At 61.8% G+C, this 18,594-nt stretch carries 15 protein-coding genes; 11 read left to right on the forward strand and 4 right to left on the reverse strand.

Annotated features, from left to right (window positions below; all coding sequences use genetic code 11):
- Positions 1–291 precede the first annotated feature (291 nt).
- Complete coding sequence (locus NDY25_RS13865; protein ID WP_168958070.1) at positions 292–1,119, reverse strand: helix-turn-helix transcriptional regulator; 828 nt, start codon at positions 1,117–1,119, stop codon at positions 292–294.
- A gap of 100 nt (positions 1,120–1,219) precedes the next feature.
- On the opposite strand from NDY25_RS13865, the gene NDY25_RS13870 reads away from it, so the two are divergent.
- Positions 1,220–2,293 (forward strand): SDR family oxidoreductase, encoded by a 1,074-nt coding sequence (locus tag NDY25_RS13870; RefSeq protein ID WP_256627501.1) that lies wholly within the window; start codon positions 1,220–1,222, stop codon positions 2,291–2,293.
- Between the two features lie 46 nt (positions 2,294–2,339).
- Here the strand turns inward: NDY25_RS13870 and NDY25_RS13875 are convergent, their stop codons facing one another.
- From NDY25_RS13875 to NDY25_RS13885, 3 genes are all read right to left on the reverse strand, one after another.
- Positions 2,340–4,682, reverse strand: a complete 2,343-nt coding sequence (locus tag NDY25_RS13875; protein ID WP_168958068.1) for a protein-disulfide reductase DsbD family protein — start codon at positions 4,680–4,682, stop codon at positions 2,340–2,342.
- Between the two features lie 5 nt (positions 4,683–4,687).
- Positions 4,688–5,020, reverse strand: coding sequence for a divalent-cation tolerance protein CutA (gene cutA / locus NDY25_RS13880; RefSeq protein ID WP_168958067.1), 333 nt, complete (start codon positions 5,018–5,020; stop codon positions 4,688–4,690).
- Between the two features lie 401 nt (positions 5,021–5,421).
- Positions 5,422–7,215: an endonuclease gene (locus tag NDY25_RS13885; RefSeq protein WP_168958066.1), complete on the reverse strand. Its 1,794-nt coding sequence runs from the start codon at positions 7,213–7,215 to the stop codon at positions 5,422–5,424.
- Between the two features lie 272 nt (positions 7,216–7,487).
- On the opposite strand from NDY25_RS13885, the gene NDY25_RS13890 reads away from it, so the two are divergent.
- From NDY25_RS13890 to NDY25_RS13930, 10 genes are all read left to right on the forward strand, one after another.
- Entirely contained in the window at positions 7,488–7,775 is a 288-nt protein-coding gene (locus NDY25_RS13890) for a co-chaperone GroES (RefSeq protein ID WP_003483210.1), read from the forward strand.
- Between the two features lie 147 nt (positions 7,776–7,922).
- The gene (gene groL, locus NDY25_RS13895) at positions 7,923–9,566 is read left to right on the forward strand and encodes a chaperonin GroEL (RefSeq protein WP_168958065.1); all 1,644 of its coding nucleotides are present in this window, start codon (positions 7,923–7,925) and stop codon (positions 9,564–9,566) included.
- Between the two features lie 159 nt (positions 9,567–9,725).
- Positions 9,726–11,810 carry an SNF2-related protein gene (locus NDY25_RS13900; protein ID WP_256627505.1) on the forward strand — a complete coding sequence of 695 codons (2,085 nt, stop codon included), beginning with the start codon at positions 9,726–9,728 and terminating at the stop codon, positions 11,808–11,810.
- Positions 11,765–12,535, forward strand: a complete 771-nt coding sequence (locus tag NDY25_RS13905) for a hypothetical protein (protein WP_256627506.1) — start codon at positions 11,765–11,767, stop codon at positions 12,533–12,535. The genes NDY25_RS13900 and NDY25_RS13905 overlap by 46 nt, the downstream gene beginning before the upstream one ends.
- A gap of 114 nt (positions 12,536–12,649) precedes the next feature.
- Positions 12,650–13,936 (forward strand): ATP-binding protein, encoded by a 1,287-nt coding sequence (locus NDY25_RS13910; RefSeq protein ID WP_256627507.1) that lies wholly within the window; start codon positions 12,650–12,652, stop codon positions 13,934–13,936.
- 5 nt (positions 13,937–13,941) lie between these two features.
- A complete protein-coding gene (locus NDY25_RS13915; RefSeq protein WP_256627508.1) occupies positions 13,942–14,700 on the forward strand; it encodes a DNA methyltransferase in 759 nt (252 codons plus the stop codon).
- A 184-nt stretch (positions 14,701–14,884) separates the two neighbouring features.
- Positions 14,885–15,157, forward strand: coding sequence for a DNA methyltransferase (locus NDY25_RS22970; protein WP_343243406.1), 273 nt, complete (start codon positions 14,885–14,887; stop codon positions 15,155–15,157).
- A gap of 276 nt (positions 15,158–15,433) precedes the next feature.
- Positions 15,434–15,718: a hypothetical protein gene (locus tag NDY25_RS22975; RefSeq protein ID WP_343243407.1), complete on the forward strand. Its 285-nt coding sequence runs from the start codon at positions 15,434–15,436 to the stop codon at positions 15,716–15,718.
- Positions 15,715–16,842 (forward strand): DEAD/DEAH box helicase family protein, encoded by a 1,128-nt coding sequence (locus tag NDY25_RS13925; RefSeq protein WP_256627509.1) that lies wholly within the window; start codon positions 15,715–15,717, stop codon positions 16,840–16,842. Before NDY25_RS22975 ends, NDY25_RS13925 begins: the two co-directional genes overlap by 4 nt.
- A complete protein-coding gene (locus NDY25_RS13930; protein ID WP_256627510.1) occupies positions 16,808–18,478 on the forward strand; it encodes a hypothetical protein in 1,671 nt (556 codons plus the stop codon). Before NDY25_RS13925 ends, NDY25_RS13930 begins: the two co-directional genes overlap by 35 nt.
- Positions 18,479–18,594: the final 116 nt, after the last annotated feature.

The following is an 18,594-nucleotide window of genomic DNA, read 5'->3' on the forward strand; positions in this document are numbered from 1 at the left end:
GGTCATCTGCCCTGGAGCGAGCACGCGGAGCCTTGTGTGGTGGCATTTTCGCGGCAGGCACTTGAACGTTGCCCGTCGACTGGTGCCGTGCGGCCGTCTGCTGAATCGTCGTCGGCGCGTTTAGTTTGCCGCGCGCCGTGTGGGCTGGCAGCAGCGGGCAGGGAGATCAGCGGCGTTGTGTGCACGGAGCATGGCTCACCTCAGCGCCTGAGCGACGCTGTGAAACACCCAGGCGTTGGAAGCATCAGCGGCACTGTGTCTGCGCAACTGGGTTGCATGTTGTCTCGCTGCTCAGCCGCGCGCCGCAGCTCCGCCGGTCAACGCGCGGATGCTGCCGGCGTCGGCCTGGTGGATGGGATTGCATACCAGCAGGATCAGATCGGTGCGGCCCTCCACTGCGAAGGAGGAATACTCCATCTCCATCTCGCCAAGGATCGGGTGGCGCAGACGCTTGATGCCATCGCTGGGGTCGTTGACCTCACCGGCTTCCCACAAGCGGGCGAAATCTTCGCTGCGGCTGCGCAACTCTTCCACCAGCGGGGCGATGGCGGCGTTGGCGCCTGCGCGCGCTGCATCGGCGCGGAACACGGTGACCAGCGATCTGGCCACGCCTTCCCAATCCAGATTCATCACCCGCGATGCGGGGCTCAGGAACATCAGCCGCAACACATTGCGTTCGCTGGGCGGCAACGTTGCGTAGTCGGTGAGCACCGCTGCGGCCGCCGCGTTCCAGGCGACCACGTCCCAGCTCACCGTGCGGATGAACGCCGGGCTGGTTTCCATGGCATCGAGCACGCGTTGCAGCCGCGGGGTGACGCCGGCGGGCGGGTGATAACGCACGTCGGGCAGGCGCCTCAGCCCGAGCAGGAACAGGTGCTCGCGTTCGGCATCGGTGAGCAGCAAGGCCTTGGCGATGCGGTTCAACACGCCCGCCGAGGGCGCGCCGCCGCGGCCTTGTTCCAGCCAGCTGTACCAGGTGGCGCTGATGTTGGCGCGCTGCGCCACTTCTTCCCGGCGCAGGCCAGGCGTGCGCCGCCGGCCGACGGGATAACCAAGCGCAGCAGGGTCCAGGCGTTCGCGCCGCTCGCGCAGGTAGCTACTGAGAGTGGCGTCGGCCATGGCCCGATCCTGTTATTAGCTATACCGGGATAATCTCACGACTGTAAGGGTATCTCTGGCGTCGATAGCATCCGGATTCCTCATGAATCGGTAGATCCACATGCATGTATTCGTCACAGGTGCCACCGGTTGGGTGGGCACAGCGGTAGTCGATGAGTTGCTGCAGCACGGGCATCGCGTGCTCGGTCTGGCGCGGTCGCCCGAAAAAGCGCAGACGTTGAAGGCGAAAGGCGCCGACGTATTGCACGCAACATTGGACGACCTGGACAGCCTGCGCGCGGCCGCCCGCGCTGCCGATGGCGTGATCCATCTGGCCTTCAATCACGATTTCTCCCGCTATATCGAAAATGCCGCGCAGGATCGCCTGGTAATCGACACGCTGGGCGACGCGTTGCAAGACAGCGACAAGCCGCTGCTGGTGACCTCCACCTTGTCGGCGTTGCGTGCGTTCGGTCGGGTCGCCAGCGAGGCCGATCTGCCTGCGTCGGATCCGTCCTACCCGCGCCGTTCGGAAGAAGCCACACGTTTGCTCGGTGAGCGTGGCGTGCGTGCGGCCACCATTCGGTTGCCGTCCTCGGTCCACGGCGTTGGCGAAACCCATGGCTTTGTGCCGATGCTGATCGACCTGGCGCGCGAGAAGGGCGTGTCGGCCTACATCGGAGAAGGCGCCAATCGCTGGCCGGCGGTGCATGTTGCCGACGCGGCCCGGCTGTATCGGCTGGCGCTGCAAGGTGCGACGCGTCAGGCCGCTTACCATGCCGTTGCCGACAGCGGGGTGCGATTTCGCGAGATCGCCGAGCGCTTGGGCACAAGCTGGGCTTGCCGGTGGAGTCGCGCGATGCCGCGCATTTCGGTTGGTTTGCAGGCTTCGCCAGCGAAGATGTGCCCGCCTCCAGCGACGCAACGCGGCAGCAGTTGGGGTGGCAGCCGAGCGGTCTGGGGTTACTGGCCGATATCGCGCAACCGGCGTATTACGCGGGCCGCTGAGTCGACGCCGCAGTCGCTGTGCGGCCGTAGATTGCGTGCGGCCGCACAGCGATCAGAGCTCGCAAAATCGAGCGTGTCTGGATGCGTGGGCATCCAGCACGTCTGGGTGCCAGACGCGCGTTGGTGTCTGCGCTTGCGCAGCCTCTCATCGACTCGCGCACACCGCGTCATGCGGCAGCGCGCATAAGCACTGCACACCAAACGCCGCGCTCACACAGCGCGTGGCGATGCGCTCAGCGCGCTGCGCGCAGCAACGCATCCTCGGTGATCGCGTTGGTCAGCACGGTCGGCAACACCGCCGGCGGTGTGCCGGGCCCGTAGACCACGTACAACGGCACACCGACCGCCTGGTGCTGGTCGAGAAAGGCGCTGATCTTGGGGTCGACGTTGGTCCAGTCGCCTTTCATGTAGACCGCATCGACACGGCGCAGTGCATCGCGGAACTCGGCGCTGCTCAGCACGTTCTTTTCGTTGGCCTTGCAGGTCACGCACCAGTCGGCGGTCATGTTGACGAACACCACGCGGTTGTCGGCGCGCAGGCGGTCGAGCAGTTGCGGCGAGAACGTCACCACGCCTTCGGCGGCGGTGGCGGCCGGCAGGCTGAGGCGGGTGACCGCCACCACCGGCACGATGGCCAGCACCAGCATCACCGCAGCCAGGCCCATGCCGATGCGATGGCTCTTCCAGCGGCTGCGCTCGAAGCAGAACAGGCCCAGCGCCAGCAACGTGGCGCCGACCAGCATCAGCGCCAGCGCATCCACGCCGCGCTGCTTGCCCAATACCCACAGCAGCCAGATCGCGGTGAGATACATCGGGAACGCCAGCACCTGCTTGAGCGTTTCCATCCATGCACCGGGCGTGGGCAGGCGCCGCGCCAGCGAGGGAATGAAGCCGATCAGCAGGAACGGCAGTGCCAGGCCCAGGCCCAAGGCCAGGAACACCAGCATCGCCAGCAGCGCCGGTGCGGTGAACGCATACGCCAGGGCGGTGCCCATGAACGGGGCGATGCAGGGGCTTGCCACCACGCAGGCGAGCACGCCGGTGAAGAAGTCGCCCAGCGGGCCGTTGCGCGATGCCAGCGACTGGCCGATGCCGCCCAAATTGCTGCCCAGCGTAAACACGCCCGACAGGCTCAGGCCCACCGCAAACATCAGGTAGGCCAGCGCCGCGACGAACCACGGCTGCTGCAGCTGGAAGCCCCAGCCTGCCGCTTGCCCGGCCGCGCGCAGGCCGATCACCAGCCCGCCGATCGCCGCGAACGACACCAGCACGCCCAGCGAATACCAGATGGCATGGCTGCGCGCGTGGCTGCGGCTCTCGCCGCTATGCGCCAGCCCTAGCACCTTCAGCGACAGGATCGGCAGCACGCATGGCATCAGGTTCAATACCAGGCCACCGAGCAGGGCCAGCACCAGCATGGCCAGCAGGCCTTTTTCGGTATGCGGCGGCTGGGTGCGTTGCGGGTTGCCGGCCGAGGCGTCGGCAGCCGGGGCTGCGCTGGTGGCGGGCCTAGCCGCAGGCGCCGGTTCGCTGGGCGTCTGCCCGGCGGCCAGCGGTGAAATCATCAGCGGTGCGGTCTGCGCCTGGTTTTGCGGCGACACCGTGCCGGGCGGCAACTCCAGCGCCACGCGGCGGGTCATCGGCGGGTAGCAGATGCCGTCGGTCTGGCAGCCCTGGAAGGTCGCTACCAACGTCACCTTTGCCGGTTCGGCGTGGTCGCGCAGCAGCGGCAGGGTGACTTCGGCCTGGTCGAAATACACCACCACATCGCCGAAATGCTCGTCGCGGTGCGCTTTGCCCTGCGGCCAGCGCGGCAACCCGGTCCGCACGCCGCCGGCGCCTTCCAGCGCCAGCGAGGTGCGGTCGCGGTAGATGTAATAGCCGGGCGCCGGGGTAAAGCGCAGCAGCAGACTGTTGCCGTCGCCGACGATGGCTTCGAAGGTGAAGGCCTGCTCGGCCGGCAGCGGCAGTGCGTCCACGCCGGCTGCCTGGCCGGGGCTGCCGAACAGCCGCGGGGCGGCGGCCGGTGCACGCGGCACCAGCGAGCCCAGGTTTTCGCGCTGCGCGGCGGGCGCAGCGGCGGGGGACGAGGCCGAGACAGCCGAGGCCTCGGGCAGGCTCACGCGCAGTTCGCGACGCTGCGGCGGGTAGCACACGCCGGCATCGGCGCAGCCCTGGTATTGCACCTGCAACACGGCGGTCTGCAGTGAAGGCTCGGCCTTGCCGGCCAGCTTGGCCTGCAGCTGTTTGCGGTAGGTCTGCACCTGGCCGAAGAACTCGTCGTGCTTGCTCTGCCCTTCCGGCAGCGCCAGCTCGCCGGCGGCAAAGCCTTGCCCGGATTTGACGCTGATGCGGTGGCGATACAGGTAATAGCCCGGCGCGATCTTCCAGCTCAGCGCGATGCTGTCGCGGCTATCGGCCGTGGCGCTCAGCGTGAATGCCTGATCCACCGGCAGCAGGTCGGCCTCGGTGACTGCGGCCTGCGCGGGCAATGGCGCCACCAGCGCCAGCGGGGCTGCGAACAACGGTACGGCCAGCAATGCGCAGCGGGCGATCCAGCGGGACAGAGACTTCATGGACGTCAGGATTCCTTGCGGGTTTCGGCCCGGACCCAATCGAGATATGCCGGTAGCCCGGCGCTGGCTTGGACCGCAACCGCCTCCGGCAGTTCATACGGATGCAACGCCTGCAGCCGCGCAATGGCGTCGGGCAGGCGGTCTTCCCAGGTCTTGATCAACAGTTGCACTTCCTGACTGCGCTCGATCGTCCCATTCCAGCGGTACAGCGACTGCACGCCGGGCACCTGGGTGACGCAGGCGGCCAGGCGCTCGTTGAGCAGCGCGTGCGCAATGCGATCGGCGCTGTCGGCATCCGGGCAGGTACTGAACAACACATGGAGGGAAGAGGCGCTCACGTAGCTGCGCAGTGTAATCCTCCGCTTACGCGGGATCGACCGCACGTTCCGAACGCGGCGTTGACTTCGCCAAATCCACCCTTCAGCAATCGATGCATCTGGCGCATCGGTGCCTGCGTCGTGGAGGCCGCGCTGTCGATGCACCGGGAGCGCGTGTTTTGCCGCGACCGCGGGCGTGCCGCGAGTGTTGGCACAGGGCAACCGCGCGCTGGCCGAGCTGGCGCTGAAGCAGCTGGCGCGCGTCTGCGCGGGTGTCACTCAACGCACGACCCAAGCAATGGGTCGGCGCCTTGCGGGTGCTGACGTCGCACGATGACAGCACGGCCTGGCGCGCGCTGATCGCCGCCGCAAGCCCGCCACCGCAAACCGGCCCGACGCGTCAAGCGCCGGGCCGGGTTGGATCAGTTGGCCAGTTGGCAGCTGGCCGGCTTGGCCGAGGTGAACAGGCCGGAGGTCGCCCATTCGGGGTGATCCACGAACGGGTTGCGGTTGCCCTGGAAGCTGAAAACCACCTGGTTGCGCGCGCGCTCGGCATCGTCCGGCGGATCGGCCTGGTGCCAGGCCAGCAGCGTGGACAGCAGGCCCATATAGGCCGGCGAGGCCGAGGTCTGCACGATCTTGCTGCGGTCGTCGGTGAGCTCCAGGTCCGGCTCGGACTGCCCGGTGGCCGCGTCGGTGCCGCCTTCGTAGCGGATCGCCATGTACATCACCGCACGCGCCATGTCGCCCTTGCGCTTGCCCCACACCTCGAAGGTGCCGCCGTTGCCGTCGGGCGTGCGTACCCAGTTGGAATTGCCCGGATAGCGCCCGCTGCCGCCGCCACCGCCGTCGTTGACCTCGGTCACCCGCTCGCCGCAACTGCTGGTGCAGGTGGCGTAGGGCTTGTTGCCGCGGTCGGCGTTGAAGGCGGTGTCGGTCAGATACAGCATGTGGGTGTCGGTGTAGGGCGCATACGGCAACCCCTTGTCGCCGCTGGCGCTGCCGAAGCCCAGTGAGTTGGGCCAGGTGTGCTCGCGGTTGTAGGTCAGCCCGCTACCGGTGCCGGCGCGGTCGCTGCCCTTGGCGTAGCTGCGATTGCGGTAGGCGTCCAGGATCCGGCCGCTGTTGTTGGGATCCTCGTCGGCCATTTCGAGAATGGTCCAGGTGCTGGTGCCCGAGCCGCTGTACGGGTAGACCGTGTGGCCCTTGATCACGGTGTGCAGCGAGCAACGCAGCTGGCCGGCATTGGCGGTGTTCACCCGCGAGTAGTAGCCGGTGCCGCCGCCGCTGGCCGTGGCCACGGTGAAGGCGATGGCCTGATTGGCGGCCGGGCTCAGCCCGCTGGCGTCGCGGATGGCGCTGGCGGTGATCGCCAGCGTGCAGCGCTCGCCGCCCACCAGCGCGGTGTTGGTGGACAGGCTGAAGCGGGTACCGCTGGTCGGGTAGCTCAGCGCCACCGTGCCGGAGCTGGCGCAGCTCAGCGCGAAGGCGCCGCTGCTCAGCGTCACCGCCTCGCTGAAGCCCACGCTCAGATCGCCTGCCGCCGGGAAGTTGGTGGCGCCCTGGGTCGGGGTGGTGCTGGTGATCGAAGGCGCAGCGCCGGTTTCGCCGCCACCGCCGCTGCCGTTGAAGGTCTGGCCGCGGTTGCATGCCCCGAAGGTCTGCGCCGACGAGCCGGCCCAGCTGAAATTCGCCGCGCTGCTGCCGGTGCCGGTGAGTTGCAGCGAACTGCCGACCGCGCTGCTGTTGCTCTCGCTGACCGGCAGGTTCTGGCTGGTGACGCCGGCGGCGGGGCCACCGCTGCCGGTGATGGCGCCTTCGTAACTGAGGAACTGCACCAGCTGCCCGTTCGGGTCGACCAGCGCCACGCCGTCGTTGGGCCCGTTCTGCACGCCGTTGCTGGCATAGCTGACCGTGGCCACGCGCACCTGGCTGCCGCAGCTGACCAGGCTGCCGGCCGGCACCGCCGTGTTGGCGTAGACCGTGGCCGCGCTCGGCGCGCTGCCGTTGTACAGATAGATGCGGTAGCCGCTCAGCGATTCGCCGGCGGTGGCCACCACTTCCACGGCTTCGCCGCTGTCGCCGGAAGCGCCCGCGTCGTCGTAATGCAGTTCGTTGATGAACACCGCGGCGTGGGCGGTGGGGACGGCCAGTGCGAACGCACAGGCCAGGGGAAGCACGCAGCTCAGGGACAGGACACGGGACGGCAACCTCATCGACAGCTCCTTGTGATCGGGGAATGCGTTGCCGACTGTAAAACGTGTGCATGACAATCGGTGGAACCTGGTTCCAGTTCGGCCCCTGTATGCGACGGGTGGTCGAAATTTTTTTGCCCCCAGCCCTTGAAAGCCGCCCGAGCAGCACAATCTCTGGCCCGCACCCGCTCTGTCGGGTTTTTTCCGCGCGCTGTGCTGGCAGTCGTCACATACGAGTGCTAACATCGCCGATAATTTCCAGGCCAATCAATCACTTAAGAGGGTCTTTCTCTATGAGCATCAAGCCGCTTCACGACCGCGTTGTAGTCAAGCCGATCGAAGCCGACGAAGTTTCCGCCGGCGGGATCGTGATTCCGGATTCGGCCAAGGAAAAGTCCACCAAGGGTGAAGTCGTCGCCATTGGCGCCGGCAAGCCCCTGGACAACGGCAGCCTGCGCGCGCCGGTGGTCAAGGTCGGCGACAAGGTCATCTACGGCCAGTACGCCGGCAGCAGCTACAAGTCCGAAGGCGTCGAGTACAAGGTGCTGCGCGAAGACGACATCCTGGCGGTCATCGGCTGATCAGGCGCTACGCGCCGGGAATCGGGAGTGGGGAATCGGGAATCGGCAAAGCGGCTAACGCCCTTCGCCATCCCACCCCGCCCCGATTCACGCTGTTGATCTACCGATTCCCCATTCCCTATTCCCCATTTCCGGAGTTACATACAAATGGCTGCTAAAGACATTCGTTTCGGTGAAGACGCACGCAACCGCATGGTGCGCGGCGTCAACATTCTCGCCAATGCCGTCAAGGCGACCCTGGGCCCGAAGGGCCGCAACGTCGTGCTCGAGAAGAGCTTCGGCGCGCCGACCATCACCAAGGACGGCGTTTCCGTCGCCAAGGAAATCGAACTGGCTGACAAGTTCGAGAACATGGGCGCGCAGATGGTGAAGGAAGTCGCGTCGCGCACCAACGACAATGCGGGCGACGGCACCACCACCGCCACCGTGCTGGCCCAGGCCCTGATCCGTGAAGGCGTCAAGGCTGTGGCCGCCGGCATGAACCCGATGGACCTCAAGCGCGGTATCGACCAGGCCGTCAAGGCCGCCGTCGTCGAGCTGAAGAACCTCTCCAAGCCCACCACCGACGACAAGGCGATTGCCCAGGTCGGCACCATCTCGGCCAACTCGGACGAGTCGATCGGCAACATCATTGCCGAAGCGATGAAGAAGGTCGGCAAGGAAGGCGTGATCACCGTTGAAGAAGGCTCGGGCCTGGAAAACGAGCTGGACGTGGTCGAGGGCATGCAGTTCGATCGCGGCTACCTCTCCCCGTACTTCATCAACAACCAGCAGAGCCAGTCGGCCGATCTGGACGACCCGTTCATCCTGCTGCACGACAAGAAGATCTCCAACGTGCGCGACCTGCTGCCCGTGCTGGAAGGCGTGGCCAAGGCCGGCAAGCCGTTGCTGATCGTCGCTGAAGAAGTCGAAGGCGAAGCGCTGGCCACCCTGGTGGTCAACACCATCCGTGGCATCGTCAAGGTCGTGGCCGTCAAGGCGCCGGGCTTCGGCGACCGTCGCAAGGCGATGCTGGAAGACATGGCCGTGCTGACCGGCGGCACCGTGATCTCCGAGGAAGTGGGTCTGGCGCTGGAGAAGGCCACGATCAAGGACCTGGGCCGCGCGAAGAAGGTGCAGGTCTCCAAGGAGAACACCATCATCATCGACGGCGCCGGCGATTCGGCCACGATCGAAGCCCGCGTGGGCCAGATCAAGACCCAGATCGAAGACACCTCGTCCGATTACGACCGTGAGAAGCTGCAGGAGCGCGTGGCCAAGCTGGCCGGTGGCGTTGCAGTGATCAAGGTCGGCGCTTCGACCGAAATCGAAATGAAGGAAAAGAAGGCACGCGTCGAAGACGCCCTGCACGCCACCCGTGCAGCTGTCGAAGAAGGCGTGGTCCCGGGCGGCGGCGTGGCCCTGGTGCGTGCGCTGGTGGCCGTCGGTAACCTGACCGGTGCCAACGAAGACCAGACCCACGGTATCCAGATCGCCCTGCGCGCCATGGAAGCCCCGCTGCGCGAAATCGTGGCCAATGCCGGCGAAGAGCCGTCCGTGATCCTGAACAAGGTCAAGGAAGGCACCGGCAACTACGGTTACAACGCTGCCAACGGCGAGTTTGGCGACATGGTCGAGTTCGGCATCCTGGACCCGACCAAGGTCACCCGTTCGGCGCTGCAGAACGCAGCTTCGATCGCCGGCCTGATGATTACCACCGAAGCCATGGTGGCCGATGCCCCGAAGAAGGACGAGCCGGCAATGCCCGGCGGCGGTGGCGGCATGGGCGGCATGGGCGGTATGGATTTCTGATCCAGCCCCTCGGTTGTTGCATCACAAAGGACCCCGCCGAAAGGCGGGTTTTTTGTCACAACACGTTTGCGTAGATGTGCGCGCGCGTGTTGGCGAAGTTTTGCTTCACTCGGCATACTCTGACGAGAGTTTCGACGTATTTTCATAAAGGCATTCTCCATGTCCACTCTGCCAGCGCCATCGAGCGGCGGTGTCTATCCCAGTGGTCAGCCTGGGTCGCATCGGTACTCACATCACCAGGGCAAGTTCTTCGCTCATTGGTTGACGTTGCGTAGTCGTGACGAATCGGCAGTTGCACGTGCCTTGTCTGCTGCGCGCGTCGATATGAACCCGCATCAGGTGGATGCCGCTTTATTCGCGCTCAAATCGCCTGTGGAGGCGGGCGTGTTGCTTGCCGACGAGGTTGGACTCGGCAAGACCATCGAGGCCGGCCTGGTGCTGGCCCAGCATTGGGCACAACGTCGCCGCCGTCTGCTGTTGATCGTCCCTGCAACGCTGCGCAAGCAGTGGACACAGGAGCTCGAAGAGAAGTTTCAACTACCGTCCGTCATTCTCGAGAGCAAATCGTTCAATGCTTTTCGTCAGCTCGACGTAAGCAATCCTTTTCAGATCGAAGACGCGATCATCGTGACGTCCTATGAGTTTGCCGCAAGCAAGCAAAAAGAGCTCGCTGCGGTCAGCTGGGATCTGGTCGTGCTGGATGAGGCACACAAGCTGCGCAACTTGTACAAGGGCAAGAGTGCGTCAAAGCGTGCTGTCGCCTTGAACGAAGCGCTGCGTGGCAGGCGAAAGGTCCTGCTGACCGCCACGCCGTTCCAGAATTCGTTGATGGAGTTGTATGGGCTGGTGTCCTTCATCAGCGACGAGTTCTTTGGTAGTCAGAAGGCGTTTCAGATGCAGTACGCCTCAGGTCGGAGCTCCGAAGCTCGTCTTAACGACCTGAGGCATCGGCTCAAGCCGATTTGCCACCGTACCTTGCGTCGTCAGGTCCAGGCCGAAGGTGGCATTAATTTCACCAAGCGCTTTTCCATCACTCAGGACTTCACGCCTTCCGACGAGGAGCTTGAGCTCTACGACAAGGTTTCGGCTTACCTGCAGGATCCTTCCATCCTTGCCATCAAGCCGACAGCCCGGCATCTGGTGACATTGGTGGTGCGCAAGATTCTCGCCTCCTCGACGTTCGCCATCGCCGATACGCTCGTGACGATCATCGGTCGACTCGAGTCCAACCAGGCGCTCACTGCCAAGCAGATCGAAGATTTCGAGACCGTCGACGAACTCAGTGATGAGCTGGATTCCGATGGAATGGAAAGGCAGGGCGATGCGCCGGATAGCGATGCCTTGCAGGCAGAGCTGTTCTGCCGCGCGCAGGAAATCGATCGTCTGCGCGGTTACCGTGACCTGGCCAAGCAGATTCAAAGCAATCGCAAGGGCGACGCGCTATTACTGGTCCTCGGGCGAGCGCTTGCGATGGCCGAAAAGCTCGGCGGGCAACGTAAGGCAGTGATCTTTACCGAGTCGCGGCGCACACAGGAGTACTTGCGTGTTCTGCTCGAAGAACATGGCTATGCCGGACGAACCGTCCTGCTCAATGGAAGCAACGACGACGTCGATTCCAGGCAGCTGTATGCCGACTGGCTGGAGCGTCACGCCGGCTCTACGCTTGTTTCAGGTTCCAGGACGGCAGACATGAAGGCCGCAGTGGTCGAAGCTTTTCGCGATCATCGTGATGTTCTCATCACAACCGAAGCAGGCGGCGAGGGCATCAACCTGCAATTCTGCTCGTTGTTGGTCAACTACGATCTGCCATGGAATCCGCAGCGTGTGGAGCAGCGGATCGGGCGTATCCATCGCTATGGTCAGAAGAGCGATGTGGTCGTGGTGAATTTCGTCAATCGCAAGAATCGTGCGGATCAATTGGTGTTTGAGCTCCTGGAAAGAAGTTCAAACTGTTTGACGGTGTATTTGGTGCCAGCGACGACATATTGGGTGCGATCGAATCCGGTGTGGACATCGAGCAGCGGATCCTGCGCATCTATCAGAACTGTCGCGACGCCGCGCAGATCGAGTCGGAGTTCGCTACCTTGCAGGCTGAGCTGGACGAGAGCATCGGCCGGCGCGAGGAAAGTGCGCGGCGCATGCTGCTGGAGCATTTTGACGAGGATGTCGTACGCAACTTGCGCTCACGTCGCGCAGGCATGCTGCACAAGATCAATCAGTATGAAAGTCAGTTTCTACACCTGATCGCTGCCGAACGTCCTAAAGCGCGCATCAGCGACAAGCTGGTTAAACTGGAGGAAGGCGATTACGCCGTCAGCTGGCCGCCGGCCGAAGAAGCCAACGCCGGGCTGTTGAGGCCGGACAAGGGGTTGGGGGAAAGGCTTTGCCGCCAGGCCAAAGAACGTCCGACTCTACCTGGCACGCTTCATTTCGATTACGCCGCTGTGGATGCGCAGCGTGCCGATGTGCGCCAGTGGCTGGGAAGCAGAGGGCAGCTGCGTGTAGCGTTGGTCACCATCCAGACCGCGGAGGAAGTGCTGGAAGAGCTGGTGTGCAGTGCGCTGTGCAGTGATGGGCGTGTCGTGCCCGACGAGACCGCTGCGCGTCTGATGGAAATTCCTGCCCGCTTTGTACCACGGCACCGCGTCGCCGAAGATCGTGCGCTTCCCGCTTTTGAAGCGGCAGTTGAGCGCGTGCTGGCAGAGGCAAACAAGCGTAACGAGAGTTGGTTTTTGCAGGAGTCCGAGCGCCTTGATCGTTGGGGCGAGGATCAAAGACTATTGCTGCAGCAGAGTATCGACGAATTCGACCTGCAGGTGCGCGATGCCAAACGCACCTTGCGTCAGCTCGAGACCCTGGAGCAGAAAGCCCAGCTCAAACGCGAGATCAAGCGGATCGAGCAGCAGCGTGATGATGCCATGCTGGATTTTTTGAAGGTAGAAAGCGCATCGAGCGTAGCCAGGACGTGATGCTGGAGCGGGTCGAAAATGCGTTGCGCACGCAGCACACCGTACAGGTGCTGTTCGATGTGGAGTGGACCTTGGAGCATCCCGAACCATGAGTAATTCACGTGAATTGGGGATTTGCTCGAGCAGATTCGGCTGGGCGAAGACTCGCAGCTGGAATTCAAGCGCGTCGTGTTCGAGAACGACAAGATCAAGGGCCCGAACGGGGATAGCCTTAGCCAGGAAATCGCGGCATTCGCCAATGCCATCGGTGGGCGCCTGATCCTGGGTGTGGACGACAAGACCCGCGACGTGGTCGGGATTCCATTGGATCGATTGGACGCGGTCAGCATCTGGGTCGAGAACTGCGTGCATGACCGCATCAAGCCCGAGCCCACCATCTATTTGCGGCGCAGGCTGGTCCCTGATCGCTCCGGTACCGAGCATGCCGTTTTGGTGATCGACATACCGCGTTCGCTCTATGTCCATCTCGCCCCAGGTGGTTATTTCCGCCGTCAGGGCAGTTCCAAGCACGAACTGCCGCCAAACGAATTGTTGCGTCTCATGCAGTCGCGGCAGCGCGCCGGAACTCTGGGTTTCGATGAGATGCCCGTGCTGGGCTGTACGCAGGCGAACTTTGATGCTGCGCTGTACGGTCGCTTTCTCGGCACAACCGATGAACCTGAGGAACTGCGCCTGCGCAAGCTGAAGCTGCTGGTTCCGGGAGAGCCTGGCGAGGAGTGGGCCAGCGTCGCAGGCGTCTTGATGGCGACGGCCACGCCAAGCGATTGGCTGCCGCAGGCCTATGTGCAGTGCGTGCACTATGCCGGTACCGAGAAGACTGCCCAGGAGCAACTGGATGCGCAGGATATCCAGGGTCCGCTGGATCAGCAGATTCGTCAGGCTGCCGCCTTCGTACTGCGAGGCATGCGCACTGCGGCACGCAAGAATTTGGGCCGGATCGACGTGCCCCAGTTCGATCCAGAGGCTGTATTCGAGGCCATCGCCAACGCCGGTGCGCATCGCGACTACTCGATCAGCGGGGCGCCTGTGCAGGTGCATCTGTTCACCGACCGGCTGGAGATCACCTCGCCCGGCGCGTTGCCTAACTCCCAATCGGTGGAGTCGATCGCCCTGCGCACCGCCACCCGCAATGAACTGTTGACCAACCTGCTAGCGCGCTGCCCGGTCGAGATGGAAGGCGTCGGCCGGAGTCGCGTGATGGAGAAACGTGGCGAGGGCGTGCCGCAGATCCTCAACCGTAGCGAGCGCCTGTCCGGGCGCAGGCCGCATTTCGAGTTGCTGGGAGAAAATGCCGTGCGTGTGACCCTCTATGCCGCCGATCCGGAGACGAGTCCGCTGACCCGCGGCGTTCTCGATGGACTCGACTACCCGCCTCCGCAACGTATTCGAAACGAAGACTGATCACGATGAGCCGTAAGCAAAAATTGGAGCTGACCTGGGTTGGCAAGGATGAGCGCCCGCGCCTGGAGCCACGCATCCTGCTGGAGGATCCGGGGCTGTCTTACCACGCTGCACATCGTGTAGACGAAGCCGATCGCTTTGAGAACCTGTTGATCCAGGGCGACAACCTACTAGCGCTGAAGGCGCTGGAGCAGGAGTTTCGTGGGCAGGTGAAATGCATCTATATCGATCCGCCCTTCAATACTGGAGAAGATTTCGATAATTATAACGATGGGATGGAGCATTCATCCTGGCTCTCCATGATGAGAGATCGGATCGTTTTGCTTAATCAATTGCTTTGCGAAGATGGCGCGATTTTCATCCATATAGATGACAATGAGCTTGGCTACCTGATTGTTCTGCTAGACGAAGTATTCGGGCGAAACAATCGGGTAGCGGTTGTTTCATTCAAGCAAGGCTCGGCTACTGGGCATAAGTCAATTAACCCTGGTGTTGTAAACACCACGAACTTTGTTTTAATTTACGCTAAAAACAAATCGATTTGGAAGCCTTGTCGTGTCTTCACTGCTCGAGCTGCTCGCGACAAGAGATATAATCAATTCATAGATAATTACGAGTCTGGAATCAGTGGTTGGCGTTTCGTCAGTTTGTTGTCTGCATTCTCGGCAGCTGTTGGCATTCAACAAAAGAGCCTAAAGAAAGAGCTTGGTGATGATTTTGAAGAGAAATTATACGAATTCATCTCAAAAACTCGGCGCGCGTAGTGCGTCTAGCAAGGCCTGACTATAAAGCGGTAAGTGCAGAAGCAAGAAGATTAATCGATGAATCAAAAAGTCGTCGGGGAGAGGTCCTGCTTCTTGAGCGCGAATCGCACTCGGATATGTTTTTTCTGAATGGCGAAAGAGTTCTTTTTATTCGGACAAATTAAAATTAATTGACGGAAACAATGTGGCGGGAGAGCCCCTGACCAGCCTTTGGGACGATATTTTGTCCAATAATCTGCACAACGAAGGAGGGGTCGAGTTTCCTAAGGGCAAAAAGCCGGAGGCGTTGATTAAGCGTTGCCTCGAGATGGCGACTGTCCCCGGTGACCTCGTCCTAGACTCCTTCGCCGGTTCCGGCACCACCGGTGCGGTCGCGCACAAGATGGGGCGGCGCTGGATCATGGTTGAACTGGGGAGCATTGCCATACCCATATCGTGCCGCGCCTGCGCAAGGTGATCGATGGCGACGATCCGGGTGGCGTCACCTCAGCCACCGGCTGGAAGGGCGGCGGCGGTTTCCGCTACTACCGGCTCGCCCCGTCGCTATTGAGCGAAGACGCCTTCGGTAACCGAATCATCAATCCCGAGTATCGCCCGGAGATGCTCGCCGAGGCGGTGTGCAAGCTGATGGGCATACACCTATGCGCCCAGCGAGCAGAATTATTGGCAGCATGGCCGGGCGTCGGAACAGGACTTCCTCTACGTTACCACTGCCGCTCTCGGCCATGCGCAGTTGCGCACGCTCAGCGAAGAAGTGGGGCCCGAGCGCACCCTGCTGGTTTGTTGCAAGGCTTTCCGCGCCAACGCCGATGCGTTCGACAACCTGACCATCCAGAAGATCCCGAAGACTGTGCTGGACCGCTGCGAATGGGGCCGCGACGACTATTCCTTGCGCATCGCCGAGCTGCCATCCCTACCGGAGCAAGAGGTACCGCCGCCGCCGCGTGCGCGTAGCACACGTGGTGCATCGTCCACTGCGGTTGGTACATCTGATCTCTTTGGCGAGGACAACGCATGACGCGCGACGTCCGCCAACTCTGTGCCCGCATGAGCCTGCGCAAGCCGCAGGCGCGTTCGCTGGAAATCCTGGCCGAGGTGTTGGAGCGGGTCCAGTTGCGCAAGGATGCCGATCTTGCAGATCAGCTTGGCGCGATCCAGGCAGCATTCCCGCACGTAGAGGATTTCGAGCGCGAGTTCGCCTCGCTGTGCTTTGCGCTGGCGACCGGTGTCGGCAAGACCCGGCTGATGGGCGCCTTCATCGCCTACCTGTACCTCACCGGGCGCAGCCGTCACTTTTTCGTGCTAGCCCCCAACCTAACGATCTACGAAAAGCTGAAGGCAGATTTCGATCCGACAAGCCAGAAGTACGTGTTCAAGGGCGTGCAGCAGTTGGCGTTGCATGCACCGCTGCTGATTACCGGGGAAAACTACGAAACCGGCATTGGCGTGCGTGCGGAAAGCCTTGCGCCGCAGACCGCGACGCCGCAACTGTTCGGCGCGTCCACTTCGTTGCAGATCAATATTTTCAACATCTCCAAGATCAATGCCGACGTGAGGGGAGCCGATCGCAGCGGTAAGCCGCCACGCATCAAGCGTCTGCAGGAATACATCGGCGAGAGCTATTTTGCCTACTTGGCCGGACTGGATGATCTGGTGATGCTAATGGACGAGGCGCATCGTTATCGCGGCAGTGCCGGTGCACGCGCAATTGGCGAGCTGCGGCCACTGCTTGGACTAGAGCTGACCGCAACGCCCAAAACCATTGGCGCACGCCCTCAACCATTCCGTAACGTGATCTACCACTATGGTCTGGGCGAGGCGTTGGCTGATGGTCTGGTGAAGGAGCCAGCGGTTGCAACGCGTAAGGATTTCGACCCGGCCTCAGTGTCTGGCGATGAATTGGAGCGGATCAAGCTGGAAGACGGCATCCGCTATCATGAGTACGTCAAGGTGGAGTTAGAAACGTACGCCCTCCAAACCGGCGTGGCGCGGGTCAAGCCATTCATCTTGGTAGTCGCTCAGGATACCGCACATGCTTCACGCGTCAGAGAGTTGATGGAGTCTGCTGGCTTCTTCGAGGGGCCGCTATCGCGGTCGAGTCATCGAGGTGCATTCAGCGTTGAGGGGCGAGGAATCGGATGAGGCGACCCAGCGTTTGCTAGCGGTTGAGAGCGATGAGACGACCGAGGTTGTCGTCCACGTCAATAAGCTGAAAGAGGGTTGGGACGTCAGTAATCTTTATACCATCGTGCCGTTGCGCGCATCGGCGTCTGAAATTTTGACAGAGCAGACACTTGGTCGCGGTTTACGTCTGCCTTATGGGAAGCGCACCGGCGTTCCGGCTGTGGATCGATTGACAATTATTGCGCACGATCGGTTCCGAGAAATCATCAGTCGTGCCGGTGCGGAAGATGCAGTGATCCGCAAACATGTCTATATCGGTAATGGTGGCGATGTGCCGGAGCAGGCGCCCCAAACAGCGCAAGCGCAGCCGTTAAGCCATAGCGCATTGACTGGGGATGCATCGCGGCTCGGAGCCAGTACCTTTACCTCAAAAATCGCAGAAGAGGCGGCTGAGTACACAGTCGTCTCGCTAGCAGATCAAGAAATTGCCCGCGAGACACTTCGTATAATTCAACGCTATGAGCGATTGCCGTCGCTTGCGCAATTGAATTCGGGTGAGATAAGGGCGAAAGTGTCTGCCGAGGTGGCGGCCATACTACAGCCGCGTCAAGCGCCTTTGCTAATCGAATCCGATAGCGAGCGCTTTGACGACCGGGTGGCACGCGTCGTTGAGCGCGTCACTAGAACTTTGGTCGATCTCACCATCGAAATCCCTAATGTGGTACTGATACCGACCCGTGAAGTGTCGTTTGGATTCCACGATTTCGTTCTGGAAAATTTATCTCGAATCGCGTACCCGATTGTTTCCGAAGAGTTAGTGGTGCAGCAGTTGCGCGATCACGCACGTGAGTTGATTGGATGGAGTAAGGTTGAGGGTAAGGAACGCCGGCTTGAAGACTACATCGTTGCTAAGCTGATAGAGCGCGATGAAATTGATTACGACGCACACGCAAGATTGCTTTACACACTTTCTGAGCAGTTAGTTGCTCATCTGCGTAGCTATCTTCCCGATCAAGCAGCGGTCGAGAATGTGCTGATCTATTACAGGCACGAATTGGCCGAGTTCGTTTGGGCGCAGATGCAGCAGCATCTTTGGGAAACGCCTACCGACTACATTCCCCGAATCACCCGTGGTTTCACCCTCTTGCGCCCAATCGCTTTTAGCCTCGCTGCTGGACAATTGCCCAGACCATTTCGTCAGCCGGTGCTCCGTGGCGAGAATATTCGTTCGCTAGTATTTACGGGCTTCCAGAAGTGTTGCTACGACTTGCAGCGGTTTCAGTCAGCCGAAGGTGAGCAACGGTTAGCAATTGTGCTGGAAGATGATGGCGAAGTGCATCGCTGGATGAAGCCCGGTCCAGGCCAGTTCCAGATCGAATGGAAAAGCGGGCGTTCCTATGAGCCTGATTTCGTAGTTGAAACTGAAGCGGAAAAATTGATTATGGAACCTAAGGCGCGCAATGAAATGCGTGATCCAGATGTTCAGGAAAAAGCGCGTGCAGCAGTTGAGTGGTGTCGACATGCAAGTGAACATGCTCGGGCGAACGGAGGAAAATCTTGGCGGTACGCACTGATCCCGCATGATGCGATGGAAGGCGGTGCTACCGCGACCGGGCTTGCCAATCGTCATCAGGTAGCGCAAGAGATCCACTGACTCAATTTGTTGGATAAAAAATCAGGAGCTGATCAATTCCTGGGCATTGAACGGCAGTGCCCAGTGTTGAATCTGGCTGGCCAGTAGGGCATCAAGATGTGTAATTTTCCGCTTGG

Origin of the sequence: Xanthomonas hortorum pv. pelargonii (assembly GCF_024499015.1) — a bacterium.
GTDB classification, from domain to species: domain Bacteria; phylum Pseudomonadota; class Gammaproteobacteria; order Xanthomonadales; family Xanthomonadaceae; genus Xanthomonas; species Xanthomonas hortorum_B.